The 13,465-nt window shown below is 47.4% G+C and carries 12 protein-coding genes; 2 read left to right on the plus strand and 10 right to left on the minus strand.

Features of this window, described 5'->3' with window-relative positions; all coding sequences use genetic code 11:
• Positions 1-10: 10 nt before the first annotated feature.
• From OU793_RS16205 to OU793_RS16220, 4 genes are all read right to left on the minus strand, one after another.
• The gene (locus OU793_RS16205; protein WP_005458016.1) at positions 11-388 is read right to left on the minus strand and encodes a hypothetical protein; all 378 of its coding nucleotides are present in this window, start codon (positions 386-388) and stop codon (positions 11-13) included.
• A 177-nt stretch (positions 389-565) separates the two neighbouring features.
• Positions 566-1,048: a hypothetical protein gene (locus tag OU793_RS16210; RefSeq protein WP_140103582.1), complete on the minus strand. Its 483-nt coding sequence runs from the start codon at positions 1,046-1,048 to the stop codon at positions 566-568.
• Between the two features lie 166 nt (positions 1,049-1,214).
• A complete protein-coding gene (locus tag OU793_RS16215) occupies positions 1,215-2,942 on the minus strand; it encodes a sodium:solute symporter family protein (protein WP_005458020.1) in 1,728 nt (575 codons plus the stop codon).
• A 12-nt stretch (positions 2,943-2,954) separates the two neighbouring features.
• On the minus strand, positions 2,955-3,218 hold the full coding sequence (locus OU793_RS16220; RefSeq protein WP_005458022.1) for a DUF4212 domain-containing protein: 264 nt from the start codon (positions 3,216-3,218) through the stop codon (positions 2,955-2,957).
• A 446-nt stretch (positions 3,219-3,664) separates the two neighbouring features.
• On the opposite strand from OU793_RS16220, the gene OU793_RS16225 reads away from it, so the two are divergent.
• Positions 3,665-5,410, plus strand: coding sequence for a potassium/proton antiporter (locus OU793_RS16225; RefSeq protein ID WP_140103583.1), 1,746 nt, complete (start codon positions 3,665-3,667; stop codon positions 5,408-5,410).
• A 3-nt stretch (positions 5,411-5,413) separates the two neighbouring features.
• Here the strand turns inward: OU793_RS16225 and OU793_RS16230 are convergent, their stop codons facing one another.
• The 4 genes from OU793_RS16230 to aspA form a co-directional block, all read right to left on the minus strand.
• Positions 5,414-6,043: a response regulator transcription factor gene (locus tag OU793_RS16230; RefSeq protein WP_005465748.1), complete on the minus strand. Its 630-nt coding sequence runs from the start codon at positions 6,041-6,043 to the stop codon at positions 5,414-5,416.
• A gap of 194 nt (positions 6,044-6,237) precedes the next feature.
• Complete coding sequence (locus OU793_RS16235) at positions 6,238-8,079, minus strand: protein-disulfide reductase DsbD (RefSeq protein ID WP_159404015.1); 1,842 nt, start codon at positions 8,077-8,079, stop codon at positions 6,238-6,240.
• Positions 8,080-8,239: 160 nt separating this feature from the next.
• Positions 8,240-9,547, minus strand: coding sequence for an anaerobic C4-dicarboxylate transporter (locus tag OU793_RS16240; RefSeq protein WP_005457503.1), 1,308 nt, complete (start codon positions 9,545-9,547; stop codon positions 8,240-8,242).
• Positions 9,548-9,722: 175 nt separating this feature from the next.
• Positions 9,723-11,174: an aspartate ammonia-lyase gene (gene aspA / locus OU793_RS16245; RefSeq protein ID WP_021453437.1), complete on the minus strand. Its 1,452-nt coding sequence runs from the start codon at positions 11,172-11,174 to the stop codon at positions 9,723-9,725.
• Between the two features lie 459 nt (positions 11,175-11,633).
• Here aspA and OU793_RS16250 point away from each other — a divergent pair, with 459 nt between their 5' ends.
• Positions 11,634-12,152: an FxsA family protein gene (locus OU793_RS16250; RefSeq protein WP_159404016.1), complete on the plus strand. Its 519-nt coding sequence runs from the start codon at positions 11,634-11,636 to the stop codon at positions 12,150-12,152.
• A gap of 70 nt (positions 12,153-12,222) precedes the next feature.
• On the opposite strand, the gene trmL is transcribed toward OU793_RS16250, so the two are convergent.
• Both trmL and OU793_RS16260 read right to left on the minus strand, forming a co-directional pair.
• Complete coding sequence (trmL, locus tag OU793_RS16255) at positions 12,223-12,702, minus strand: tRNA (uridine(34)/cytosine(34)/5-carboxymethylaminomethyluridine(34)-2'-O)-methyltransferase TrmL (protein ID WP_005478594.1); 480 nt, start codon at positions 12,700-12,702, stop codon at positions 12,223-12,225.
• A 111-nt stretch (positions 12,703-12,813) separates the two neighbouring features.
• Entirely contained in the window at positions 12,814-13,422 is a 609-nt protein-coding gene (locus tag OU793_RS16260) for a superoxide dismutase (RefSeq protein WP_005478593.1), read from the minus strand.
• Between the last annotated feature and the right edge of the window lie 43 nt (positions 13,423-13,465).

Genomic DNA, 13,465 nt, shown 5'->3' on the forward strand with positions numbered 1-13,465 from the left:
TTCCTTTCGTTTAATCAAGAGAAGTCTGAATGAGGCGTAATTGTTGTTGTAATTGGAGAAACTTTACGTCGCCATGTTCAAACTGATAGTAGTAACGTTTGAGGCAGAATAAGGGCGTGTGAACCGAATCAAGGCAGACTCGGCGAAATGTACGAGTGCGAGTTGGGTCTTGAATCGCTTCGAGAAGGTGGAAATACACTTGGCGCAAAAACAGTTCGCACAAGAGTAAGTTTTCGTCTTCTGCTTCATGCTCATAGCTGGATGACAACACCATACCCCAATGAATATAGTCATGAATGACGTCGGGCTCAAAGCCACTTGGCGCGGCAAGTTGGAAGCGATCTTGCGCTTTGAAGAAGGCGTTGAATATGTCCTTTCTGCGTTTCATATCTGCCTCAATTAATTGGATAATGATAATTATTATCAATTAAAAATAAATTAGCAACCCTCTATTTTCGACAAGATTAGATATAAAAAAGCCGACGCAGTCGCATCGGCAGAAATGGTTGGGTTTTCATCCCGCAGCAAAGCTTATCCGTTGTTTAGAAGGATAAGCAGCGTAATGTTACTCAGTAAACAAGGTTTCGTATTTCACAAATGCTGTTTGTGTTTCGCCGTAGTAAAGCGTGCCTTCGGCTTGGATAACGACTCGTAACCAGCTCTCTGCGGAGGTTGGCTTTGGCAGAGTGATGTACCAGTTTTGGCCAGCTTGATCGGCGCGTGTCATATCAATCGGCTGAGCGTTCTGTTGTTGGTCATCGACTACGGACAGCTTGACGCCTTCCAGCGGATAGGCAGTGTTGAGAGACAATTCTAGGCTATCTTTTGTCAGTTTTTCAGAACGGAACTTAACTTTAAAATCGCCATTTTCCATGTCACATAGTCCACTGGTGTAACGGCAGTTGGACTTACTCGCGAGCTTGTAAGTTTCCCCTTCTTTAGCGGCATGAGGCTTTTCGCTCAGTGCCATATCGGTACCAAAGTAGGCAATGATAGAAAGGATGGGCGCGATTAACAGGGCGAGAATAAAGTGCTTGTTTTTGAACATCTTGGCTTCCTTGCAACGACATACTGCGAATATGGTAACTGAAAAGTGAGAATAAACTCTTGGCTTCCTTGCAACGACATACTGCGAATATGGTAACTGAAAAGTGAGAATAAAAAAGCCCCGGACGGCAGGTTCCAAACGGGGCTTTTGTGGTTTTGGTTATATTTTAGTGATCCACTGCGCTACCAGCACCTACCGGTACGCGAACGTGTTCGACTAGGTCTTTCACTTCTTGTGGTGTTTCTGCTGTTACTTTCGATACAGCGAACGCGACGATGAAGTTGAATAAGGCACCAATCGCACCAAATGCGTTTGGCTCAATGCCTAGGAACCAGTTGCTGCCCCAGCTTTCTAGGTAAGTCCAATCTGCGATGAATAGGATACCTTTGTGTTGGAACACGTAGAACAGAGTGATACTGATACCGGCAATCATACCCGCGATAGCACCTTCTTTGTTGATGTTCTTACTGAAGATACCCATCATCAGAGCCGGGAAGATGGAGGACGCCGCCAGACCGAAGGCCAGTGCTACCGTACCTGCCGCGAAGCCCGGTGGATGCAGACCCAAGTAACCTGCGACTGCAATGGCCACCGCCATCGAGATTCGACTCGCGAGCAGTTCTTTCTTCTCTGAGATATTCGGGTTAATTACCCCTTTGATTAAGTCATGGGAAATCGCGGACGAAATCGCCAGCAATAGACCCGCTGCGGTTGATAGTGCCGCCGCTAGACCACCCGCTGCGACCAGTGCGATAACCCAGTTAGGTAGTTTCGCGATCTCAGGGTTAGCCAGTACCATGATGTCGTTATCAACTTTCAGTTCGTTAGTTGCAGCATCTGATGTGTAGTTGATGTTGCCATCACCGTTCTTATCATCAAAGCCAAGCAGACCCGTTTTCTCCCAGTTTTTGAACCAAGTAGGACGTTCGTCATAAGCCAAGTGTTGGCCCGGCGCTGGGTTAACGGTATCCATTAGGTTTAGACGTGCCATTGCTGATACTGCTGGAGCCGTTGTGTATAGGATAGCGATGAACACAAGTGCCCAACCTGCAGAGGTACGAGCATCACGCACCTTCGGTACAGTGAAGAAACGGATGATTACGTGTGGCAGACCCGCAGTACCGATCATCAGTGACATGGTGTAAACGAACATGTTTAGCGTGTCACCGCGGACTTGAGTGGTGTATTCACTAAAGCCGAGCTCCGTCACCACTTGGTCTAGCCGATCCAACAGATAGACATCGGTGCCGGCCATGGTACTGCCGAGCCCTATTTGTGGAATTGGATTGCCGGTAAGCTGCAGAGAGATAAAGATTGCAGGAATAGTGTAAGCCAAAATGAGTACGCAATACTGAGCAATCTGCGTGTAAGTGATGCCTTTCATGCCCCCAAGAACGGCGTACATGAATACGATACACATACCAATCAGTAGACCGGTTGAGTAATCCACCTCAAGGAAGCGACCAAACGCAACGCCAACGCCTTTCATCTGACCGATAACATAAGTGACCGACGCGATGATCAGACACACTACGGCTACGATACGCGCTGTCTTGGAGTAGAAACGCTCGCCGACAAACTCAGGCACGGTAAATTTACCGAACTTACGTAGGTAAGGGGCAAGCAACAGTGCAAGCAGCACGTAACCACCAGTCCAGCCCATTAGGAATACGCTGCCGCCGTAACCCATAAAGGCAATCAGACCCGCCATCGAGATAAACGATGCCGCAGACATCCAGTCTGCTGCGGTTGCCATGCCGTTAGCGATAGGGTTTACACCACCGCCCGCGACGTAGAACTCTTTGGTTGATCCAGCGCGTGCCCAAATCGCAATACCGATGTAGAGGACAAACGTCGCACCAACAACCAGATAAGTGATAGTTTTCAAATCCATCTGAGTGACTCCTTACTCATCCACGCCGAATTCACGGTCGATTTGGCGCATTCTCCACGCGTAGTAGAAAATAATACCTAGGAAGGCATAGATGGAGCCCTGCTGAGCAAACCAGAAACCAAGTTTGTATCCACCTAATTGAAATTGATTAAGTACGTCGACAAATAAAATGCCGCAGCCGAAAGACACGACGAACCAGATGACCATTAGACCGATCATGAGCTTCACGTTTTTGTCCCAATAGGCTTTGGCTCTTTCTTCGCTTTCAAATGCCATTGCCGTCTCCTTACGATTGGTATTGTTGTTAAAAAAATGTTTCATAATGTACATTAGCAAGGTGTTGGCAATAACTCTTTTCAACTTTAGTCGGGGCGTAAAAAAGGAAAAACGACCGAATAATGGGCGTTTACGGCGAAATCGATAAGATTTGACGATGTTAAAAAGGTGTTAAATCATCCTAAGGTCTAATGATTTGATGCATAAAATTTTCAATATGTTGCATTGGTTAATCTTTTCTTCATTGATTTCACCGAATCTATACCTAGATTCAACCTTCTCAAGTGATTTGTTTACATAAAGTTTTCGTACCGGAGCACGGTTTTAAGGCACAATAAAGCTTGTGCTTAACTCATCGCGCTTACATCTTAAAGTTGAGGTGATTTAGGAACTTATATGCTTACTCGTTGAGATTGTTTGTAGCTTTTCATTTAGGGAGGGTGAGAATGGACGCAGACACCATTAACAGCTTTTTTCTGATTGGTGCATTACTGATTGCACTGAGCGTTCTTTTAAGCCCCGTGTCCTCAAAGTTGGGGATTCCAATCCTTCTCGTATTTCTTGCGGTAGGTATGTTGGCTGGGGAAGATGGCCTTGGCGGAATCTTATTTGATAGTTATTCCATCGCTTATTTAGTCAGTAACTTAGCGCTCGCCATCATTCTTTTGGATGGCGGGATGCGAACGAGAGTCGCCAGTTTTCGGGTCGCCTTGTGGCCTTCGGTGTCGTTGGCAACTATAGGCGTAGCCATCACGACATTGTTAACTGGCTTGATGGCGACCTGGCTGTTCGATTTGGATTTATTGCAAGGTATCTTGGTTGGCGCGATTGTCGGTTCAACGGATGCGGCCGCGGTCTTCTCTTTATTGAAAGGGCGCAGTCTGAACGAACGTGTTGGCTCGACGTTAGAAATTGAATCGGGCACCAACGACCCAATGGCGGTGTTCTTGACCGTCACGTTAATTGCGATTCTTTCTAGTACGGGTACGGAGTTAAGCGCCGGCTTTTTAGTGCTCAGTTTTGTTAAGCAGTTTGGTATCGGTGCGCTTCTTGGTTTTGCTGGTGGCTGGGTCTTGTGGAAAGTCATCAATCGCAATCAACTGCCGGATGGCTTGTACTCGATTTTGACCGTCAGCGGAGGCTTGATCATTTTCGCGTTGTCGAACTCGTTAGGCGGCAGCGGTATTTTGTCGATTTACCTCGTGGGTTTATTGCTGGGTAACCGTCCAACGCGCAGCCGTCATTCGATTCTGCATGTGCTAGATGGTATGACGTGGCTAGCGCAAATTGGCATGTTCCTCGTGCTTGGTTTGTTGGTTACGCCGTCGAACTTGCTGAGTATTGCGGTGCCAGGCTTGGCGCTTGCGTTTGGTATGATTTTGTTTGCCCGTCCTATTTCCGTGTGGATTGGACTGCTGCCATTTAAGAGCTTCACGCCACGTGAGAAGTGGTTTGTCTCTTGGGTTGGTTTGCGCGGCGCGGTGCCAATCATTCTTGCGGTATTCCCTATGATGGCTGGTTTGCCAGACGCGCAGCTGTACTTCAACTTGGCCTTCTTCGTGGTTATGGTATCGCTGATCGTTCAGGGCGGTACGCTGACCAAAGCGATGTCGCTTGCCAAGGTTGAGTTGCCACCAAAGCCTGAGCCAATCTCTCGCACTGGTGTGGAGATTTACCCAACCAGTGAGTGGGAACTGTTTATCTACCGATTGAAAGCGGATAAATGGTGCATTGGCGAACCGCTGCGTAGTTTGTCGATGCCTGAGGGCACGCGTATTGCGGCTGTTTTCCGTAATCAAGAACTGCTTCACCCATCGGGCAGTACCAGGTTGGAAGAAGACGATACCCTATGTGTATTGGCTCAAGAGAAAGACTTAGCTGCATTGAGCTTGTTGTTCAGTGAAGCGCCGGAGAAAGCCTCTCTGACTCGTTTCTTTGGTGATTTCTTCTTAGATATTGAAGTGAAGCTGGCCGACGTGGCGATGATGTACGGTTTGAATTTGGGCGATGAACTGCAAGATAAAACCTTGAGCAATATTGTTGAGGAACAACTGGGTAGCACGCCTGTTTTGGGCGACCAGTTTGAATGGCAAGGATTGCAATGGGTAATCGCGGACGTGGTGGATCACCAAGTGACTAAGGTTGGTTTACGTTTACCCAATGAAGAAGAGGAAGGGGAAGAGGAGGACTAAGTCCTAATCATTCATTTCCGTTAACATGATGACGGCTTGCGTGCGGTTCTTCACGCCGAGCTTGCGGAAAATCGCCGTCATGTGTGCTTTGATGGTGGCTTCTGATACATTCAACTCGTAAGCGATTTGTTTGTTCAGCAAGCCATCAGACAACATCCCCAACACTTTGTATTGCTGTGGCGTTAGCGCGGCAATCTTCTCTGCTAAATCATTACACGCTGCGTTATTGGTGATCAGCCCTTCAGGGAAGTATGGGTCGCCATTGAGCACTTGGTTGAGTGCATTGACCAGTTCACGCATATCACTCGATTTCGGAATAAAGCCAAACGCACCATGGCTCTTCACTTGACTCACCACCGTTGGCTCTTCGCTGGCGGATACCACAACGATAGGCAAATCTGGGTATTCCGCTCTTAAGTGGATAAGCCCCGACATTCCATTAGCCCCAGGCATTTTGAGATCCAACAGCACCAAATCCGGCTCTTCCTCTTTGGCGAGTAATGCAAGCAGGGCATCAAGAGAGTCTGCTTCAAGCAGATTGGCACCACTGACAGCCATGTGTACCGATTGGAACAATGCATTACGGAAGAGAGGGTGATCATCGGCGATGATGATGGTGTAGGTCGAATCCATGACGTTAAACACTTTTGACTATTTCGTTAAATGAATTATTGTCCAGCTTTGAGAAGGTGGACAATATTTATTCGCTAAAAGTCTGAACCAAATCGACTTTTATTAGGAAAATTGCATATAGCCGCATTTTTCTCATTCAAATCTGTGCAACAAAAAACGCCAGCGAAAATCGCTGGCGTTTGAATGATGTGATATCAGAATCGATTGATGTGCTCTAAGAAAGGCTCGGCTTGCATAAAGCCAGTTAAACGAGCGTTTGAAACGTGTTCGCCTTTCGCATCCCAGAATTCGATGGTCGGCAAACCCAGCACGTTCATGTGTTTGAGTAGCTCAATATCTTGCACTTGGTTTTTGGTGACATCCGCTTGCAGCAACACAAAGTCTTGCAGCTTGGCTTCGACTTTTGGATCGTGGAAGGTGTACTTCTCAAACTCTTTGCACGCTACACACCAGTCGGCGTAGAAGTCGAGCATGACAGGTTTACCTGCGGCTTTCGCCAGCGCCAGTTGCTCTTCAAGCTCGGCCACATTAGCAATGGGAGTAAAGCTAACCGTTGTTTGTTGTGCTTGGGTTTCGTGATTGCCAAACCAATAATTCAGTGCTGGTTGCGCGGAGGCGAACAAACCGAGGACGGCAATAATGCCAATTGCGCTTTGCTTCCAGCCACCAAACTCCAAGCTGTTTTTGATGTGATACAACCAACCAAATGCCGCGATACCGAGCGCAGACCACAACGCCGTCGACCACATTTCTGGCAAGATACGCTCAAGCAAGAAGATTGGTGCTGCCAGCAGAATGAAACCAAATAGTGTCTTCACGCGGTCCATCCAACCGCCGGCTTTTGGCAGCAGTTTGTTGCCAAATACCGCCACGAGAATCAGCGGAATACCCATACCCATCGCCAGTGCGTAAAGCGCAATACCACCAGTCAGCAAGTCACCACTTTGTGCAACGTAGAGTAGTGCGCCCGACAGAGGTGCCGTGGTACACGGTGAGCACACCAGACCTGAGATCGCACCCATCGCGAATACGCCTGCGCTGCTGCCGCCTTGTTGTTTGTTGCTTAGGTTGTTTAGCCACGTTTGTACACTGCTTGGCAATTGCAGGGTGTACACACCAAACATGGAGAGTGCCAACGTGACGAATAAGATACTCAAACCAATCAACACATATGGGTGTTGCATTGCCGCTTGGAACTGCATGCCTGCTGATGCCACCACTAAGCCGAGAAGAGTGTAAGTCAGCGCCATGCCTTGCACGTAAACTAGGGATAAACCCAGAGCGCGGCGTTGGCTGAGTTTCCCGCTGCCAAGTACGATGCTGGTCAAAATTGGGTACATTGGCAGAACACATGGCGTAAACGCTAAGCCTACACCAAGAGCTAAAAACAGCAGCGGAGTCCACCAATTGTCAGCAAGGTTCGCCGCGAGGCTGTCTTGCTCAGTGACTGGTGCTGGAGCGTTGTTTGATGACACTGACGTGCTCACCGTTGGTGATGTCGCGCTTGTTTGGTTGTTGTTTGCTGTCGATTGAGTTGGTTTTGTTGCGACTGCAGAATCAGCAATGGAAGCCATAAAAGCGTCTATTGGAATGATGCGAGTTTCTGGCGGGTAGCAGAATCCAGCCTTTGCACAGCCTTGATATTGCACGATTACGCGTGCACCTTCTTGCCACTCATCAAGCGGTACATTCACAAATAAAGGCGTGGTGTAGATGTGCACATCACCGAAAAATTCATCTTTATGTGGCGTGCCGTTTTCCATTTGCAGTTCGCCAAGAGAGATGTTTTCACCAGACACAGACAAGCGCTCTTGATACAGGTAGTAGCCGTCTCGTACCTGCCAATCGAGCATCAATTTGTCGTCTTGTTGGTAGAAGTTAAATGGGAACGCTTGGTCGACCGGAACAAAGCTGTCGTTGCTGCTACCAAAGCTGTTGTTCTGGCTATTGTTAAACTGGTCTTTGCCAAATAAAGCCAAAGACGGAGTGGAAAAGGTAATGAGCCCTAAGAGTAAAACGGAAAGTAATGCGCGCATAAAAGGTTCAATTCATCTTAGATAATTGCCGTTAGTGTAACTCAATCAGACCCGCAGGCGAGTTAATAAGTTTCATCCAAGTGAAGATTTGTTAAGCAATACTCAAGGCGCAGAAAAGAAAAAAGGGAGCCGAAGCTCCCCGAGTAAGACTCTGTTTCTACTAGATCAGTAGACCACCGAATGCGAAGCCAAGTGCTACCGCTGATGCGATGGTGACCACGCCTGGAACGAAGAACGGGTGGTTAAATACGTACTTACCGATACGAGTTGAACCCGTGTCATCCATCTCAACCGCAGCTAGTAGCGTTGGGTAAGTTGGTAGTACGAATAGCGCACTTACTGCTGCGAAAGACGCAACCGCTGTTAGTGGCGCTACACCGATTGCAAGTGCTGCAGGCATAAGCGCAACGGTAGTTGCACCTTGAGAGTAAAGCAGCATAGACGCGAAGAATAGAACAAGTGCTAGCATCCATGGGTAGTCAGCTAGTAGTGCACCAGCCACTTCTTTGATGCCATCAACGTGCGCGTTTACAAACGTAGAGCCCAGCCATGCCACACCAAGAACACACACACACGCTGTCATACCAGAACGGAATGTTGCTGCTGCTGGGATTTTGCCAGCATCAATTTTACAGCTCATTACGATCGCCGCGGCTGCTGCCAGCATGACCGTCATGATTGCTTCGTTACGACCCAGTGCTGGGTTCTCGATTAGACCCACTGAACCAGAGATAGCCGCTGCGTAGCACACGACGAAAGCGATAGCGCCAAGGAAGATGAACGTCGCTTTTTTTGCAGTTGGTAGGATTTCGCGTTTTGCTTCTGTGTTTAGCTTGATTAGGCCTTTCTCTAGACGCTCTTGGTATTCAGGATCGTCTTTTAGCTCACAGCCCATGAAGTTCGCAACGAATGCACCGATCATACAAGCGATGAACGTGGTTGGAATACAGATCGCAAGTAGCGTTAGGTAATCCACACCAAACGGATGCAACATTGCAGCAAACGCCACAACTGCCGCTGAAATTGGAGAAGCTGTGATAGCGATTTGCGATGCCACAACTGCGATAGACAGTGGACGAGAAGGGCGAACGCCTTGGCCTTTCGCTACTTCTGCAATAACCGGTAGAGTAGAGAATGCTGTGTGACCTGTACCCGCCATTAGTGTCATTAGGAATGTTACGATTGGCGCATAAAAGGTGATGCGCTCAGGATGTTTACGCAAAAAGTCTTCCGCAACTTGTACCATCCAATCCAAACCACCAGCCACTTGCATTGCTGCGATAGCCGTGATTACAGACATGATGATCAAAATTACGTCAACAGGAATGTACGCTTGGCTTGTCGGGACACCCAAGATCAAAGACAACGCAATGACCCCAGCACCACCGGCAAAACCAATGCCGATACCGCCGATTCTTGCCCCCAAATAGATGAAGAGCAGAACCACGAAGAGTTCGACCATGACCATATTGATACCTCTTTAGTTTTTTATTTGATTCTGATTTTTTGAACACTCAGGAACAGGAGTAAATGTTCAGAGAATCAGAACCCAGCGGCCTACGGCAATAAAAGCTTATTAAAAATGTGGTTACCGTGAAAAAGCCTAAAAAAGGGGCCTGGATGGCCCCCCTTAGCTTCAATGCTTACTCGTAGCGTTTCGCTTTGTAAGTAGGATGCATGAAGTTTTCAACTGTTAAGATTTCATCAAGTTCTTCTGCAGTTAGCAGGCCGCGCTCAAGTACGACTTCACGAACACTCTTACCAGTTTCTGCACAAATCTTACCGACAATGTCACCTTCGTGGTGGCCAATGTATGGGTTTAGGTAAGTTACGATACCGATTGAGTTGTAAACGTAGTTCTCACAGATTTCTTTGTTTACAGTGATGCCGTCGATACATTTATCACGTAGGTTCACACACGCATTGTGTAGTAGAGAGATAGACTCAAACATGCTTTGTGCGATAACCGGTTCCATTACGTTTAGCTGTAGCTGACCGCCTTCTGCTGCGAAAGAAACCGTGTTGTCGTTACCTAGAACTTTGAAGCAAACTTGGTTTACTACTTCTGGGATAACTGGGTTTACTTTCGCTGGCATGATTGAAGAACCTGCTTGCATTTCAGGTAGGTTCAATTCGTTTAGACCCGCGCGAGGACCAGAAGAAAGTAGACGAAGGTCGTTACAGATCTTCGATAGTTTCACTGCTAGACGTTTTAGCGCACTGTGAGTCATTACGTATGCACCACAGTCAGAAGTCGCTTCGATTAGGTCTTCTGCAGGTACAACGTCAAGGCCAGTTACTTCCGCTAGGTGTTTCACTGCTAGAGCTTGGTAACCAGTTGGTGTGTTAAGACCAGTACCGATTGCGGTTGCACCTAGGTTGATTTCTAGTAGGAGTTTAGATGTGTAATCTAGAGCACGAATCTCTTCGTTTAGCGTTACAGCCCAAGCGTGGAACTCTTGACCAACAGTCATTGGTACCGCGTCTTGAAGCTGAGTACGACCCATCTTCAATACGTCTTTGAATTCAGTTGCTTTAAGATCGAATGCGCCTTTTAGGTATTCAATCGCTTCCATTAGTTTGTGTACGCTGTTGTAAACCGCGATACGGAAACCAGTTGGGTACGCACAGTTAGTAGATTGGCTCTTGTTAACGTGGTCGTTCGGGTTGATGAACTCGTATTGGCCTTTTTCTTTGCCCATCAGTTCAAGTGCAACGTTCGCGATAACTTCGTTAGTGTTCATGTTAACGGAAGTACCCGCGCCGCCTTGGAATACGTCTGAAGGGAACTGATCCATACACTTGCCTGTTTCTAGGATCAAATCACACGCTTCTAGGATGTAGTTAGCAACTTCTTTAGGAATAGCGCCAAGTTCTTTGTTCGCCAACGCCGCTGCTTTCTTCGTCATCACCATGCCGCGTACGAACTCAGGTACGTCAGAAATAGTTACGTTAGAGATGTTGAAGTTTTCGATCGCACGTAGGGTATGAATGCCGTAGTACGCATCAGCAGGGACATGACGTTGACCTAATAGATCTTCTTCAATACGAGTGGCTTGGTTTGCTGTTTTTGGAGCATCAGATAGGGTAGCCATAGCAGGATCCTTAGATGATAATTCTGATAATAAAGTTATTTATTAGCCATTTCTGCAATCTAGAATCCATTCATCAGAATTTTTGGCTGGAAAATCCGTCCTGACTTATGTGGCACATCATACTGCACCTAGCGCATAAAAATAGTAACTAGATCACCTTTTTCGCTTTTCATGAGTCAATAATTTGCAAAGTATGAACGGGTTATTAATAACCCTTTGTGGGTATTCAATTTTCCTCGACAAACATGGTTTTTTAGAGTTCGAAATTGGCACTTTTCAAGCACGAAAAAATCGGTATGCGCACAAATGCAACGCATAAATGTATAGCGTGTTTTCGCAAAGTTTGCCTGTGTGTTCGCTTGAATAAAAAAGCCATGAGTATGAACACGCTTTTTTACAACGATTCGTTTGAGGTTACTTGGCTTTTACCATTACACTGAATTAAACAAAGGAGGGCGTGTGTTTCCTATCTTATTATTGGCGTTTATTTTCGTCCCAATCATTGAAATTGGCTTATTTATTCAGGTGGGGGGCTTTTTAGGTCTCTGGCCAACCATCGCATTAGTGCTGATCACGGCATTTGTCGGCGCGTCATTAGTGCGCAGCCAAGGTATTCAAACCTTGATGTCTGTTCAGGGCCGTCTTGGACAAGGCGAAATTCCAGCACAGCAAATTTTTGAAGGTGTGATGCTAGCGGTTGCCGGTGTGCTATTGCTGACTCCCGGCTTTATGACCGACGCGTTGGGTATGGTGGTATTGCTGCCTGCGCCGCGTGCCGCGATTGCGAAATACTTGATGAGCAAGATGGTCGTCAAAACCATGCATGGTGGTGGCTTCCAAGGTGGTTTCTCAAACCAAGGGCCATTTGAGCAAGATCCGTTTCATCGTGACCCGTTTGATTCTCGCTCGGACAACGGCAACACCTTCGAAGGTGAATACGAGCGTAAAGACGACGATGATCGTAACAAGCTCAACTGATTGAATCAGTGAATCAAGAAAACAAAAGGGCGCATTCCGCGCCCTTTTTTGTGTCTGGAATTCGTTGAGCTTACAACGCCCCTTCAAAGCCCATTTGACGCCAGGCTTCAAAAGCAATGATCGCAACGGCATTCGAAAGGTTCAGGCTGCGTGCGTCTGGCATCATTGGGATGCGAATACGCTGTTCCATTGGCAAGCCTTCAATGATCTCTGCGGGTAGGCCGCGAGTTTCAGGGCCAAACATCAACACATCACCTGCTTTGTATTGCGCATCAACGTGGTGACCTGTGGTTTTGGTGGTGCAAGCAAACAGACGGTAATTGCCTTGCTTTTCTTTATCGAGATATTCCAAGAATGCTTGATAGTTCTTATGACGCGTTACGCGAGCCAAATCGTGATAATCCAATCCTGCGCGACGGACTTTTTTCTCTTCCAGATCGAAACCCAGCGGTTCAATCAAATGCAGGTTTGCACCGCAGTTGGCACAAAGTCGAATGATGTTGCCGGTATTCGGCGCGATTTCTGGTTCGTATAAAGCGATATCAAACATGGTATTGAAATAGAGTTGGTCAAAGAGAGGGGCAGTATATACCCAAGTGCAGCGACTTGGGTACAAAAGAGGGCTTGGCGCTTACCAACCTTCCCCCTTTATCGTTAGCGGTTACACGAGCGCGCGAGCGTAGTTTTCTTCGACGGCGCGCCAGTTCACCACATTCCACCAAGCGTCGATGTATTCTGGTCGACGGTTCTGATAACTGATGTAGTACGCGTGCTCCCACACATCTAATGCAAGGATAGGTTCGCCGCGTACATCGGCCACGTCCATTAACGGGTTATCCTGATTGCTGGTGGAGGTGATGTGGATGTCGCCATCTTTCACAACTAACCATGCAAAGCCAGATCCAAACGTATTAACGGCTGCTTGAGCGAATTCGTCTTTGAACTTTTCGAAGTGACCAAACTTGTCGTTGATGGCTTGCGCAAGTGCGCCTTGTGGTTCACCGCCGCCTTCTGGCGACATGCAATTCCAGTAAAGGATGTGGTTGTAGTAGCCGCCGCCATTGTTGCGAATGGCTGGGCTATGTTGCGAAACGGCTGCGAAGATTTCGTCTAGCGATTGTGTTTCAAGCTCACTGCCTTGCACGGCGGTGACGAATTTATCGAAGTAAGTTTTGTGGTGTTTGCTGTAATGCACTTCCATGGTTTTTGCGTCGATGTATGGCTCTAACGCATCGTATGGGTAAGGCAGAGCAGGAAATGTATGCGACATAGTAAATCCTCCTTAAATCGGAGGATTTACTCTAATGTTAATG

This window comes from Vibrio sp. VP6 (genome assembly GCF_028823755.1).
Classification (GTDB): Bacteria; Pseudomonadota; Gammaproteobacteria; order Enterobacterales; family Vibrionaceae; genus Vibrio; species Vibrio parahaemolyticus.

Coding starts and splice junctions, on each gene's coding strand:
- OU793_RS16230 (WP_005465748.1), bottom strand. CDS start 6,043: ATGGATTCGACCTACACCATCATCATCGCCGATGATCACCCTCTCTTC.
- OU793_RS16205 (WP_005458016.1), bottom strand. CDS start 388: ATGAAACGCAGAAAGGACATATTCAACGCCTTCTTCAAAGCGCAAGAT.
- OU793_RS16240 (WP_005457503.1), bottom strand. CDS start 9,547: ATGGTCATGGTCGAACTCTTCGTGGTTCTGCTCTTCATCTATTTGGGG.
- aspA (WP_021453437.1), bottom strand. CDS start 11,174: ATGGCTACCCTATCTGATGCTCCAAAAACAGCAAACCAAGCCACTCGT.
- OU793_RS16215 (WP_005458020.1), bottom strand. CDS start 2,942: ATGGATTTGAAAACTATCACTTATCTGGTTGTTGGTGCGACGTTTGTC.
- OU793_RS16210 (WP_140103582.1), bottom strand. CDS start 1,048: ATGTTCAAAAACAAGCACTTTATTCTCGCCCTGTTAATCGCGCCCATC.
- OU793_RS16260 (WP_005478593.1), bottom strand. CDS start 13,422: ATGTCGCATACATTTCCTGCTCTGCCTTACCCATACGATGCGTTAGAG.
- OU793_RS16235 (WP_159404015.1), bottom strand. CDS start 8,079: ATGCGCGCATTACTTTCCGTTTTACTCTTAGGGCTCATTACCTTTTCC.
- trmL (WP_005478594.1), bottom strand. CDS start 12,702: ATGTTTGATATCGCTTTATACGAACCAGAAATCGCGCCGAATACCGGC.
- OU793_RS16220 (WP_005458022.1), bottom strand. CDS start 3,218: ATGGCATTTGAAAGCGAAGAAAGAGCCAAAGCCTATTGGGACAAAAAC.
- OU793_RS16225 (WP_140103583.1), top strand. CDS start 3,665: ATGGACGCAGACACCATTAACAGCTTTTTTCTGATTGGTGCATTACTG.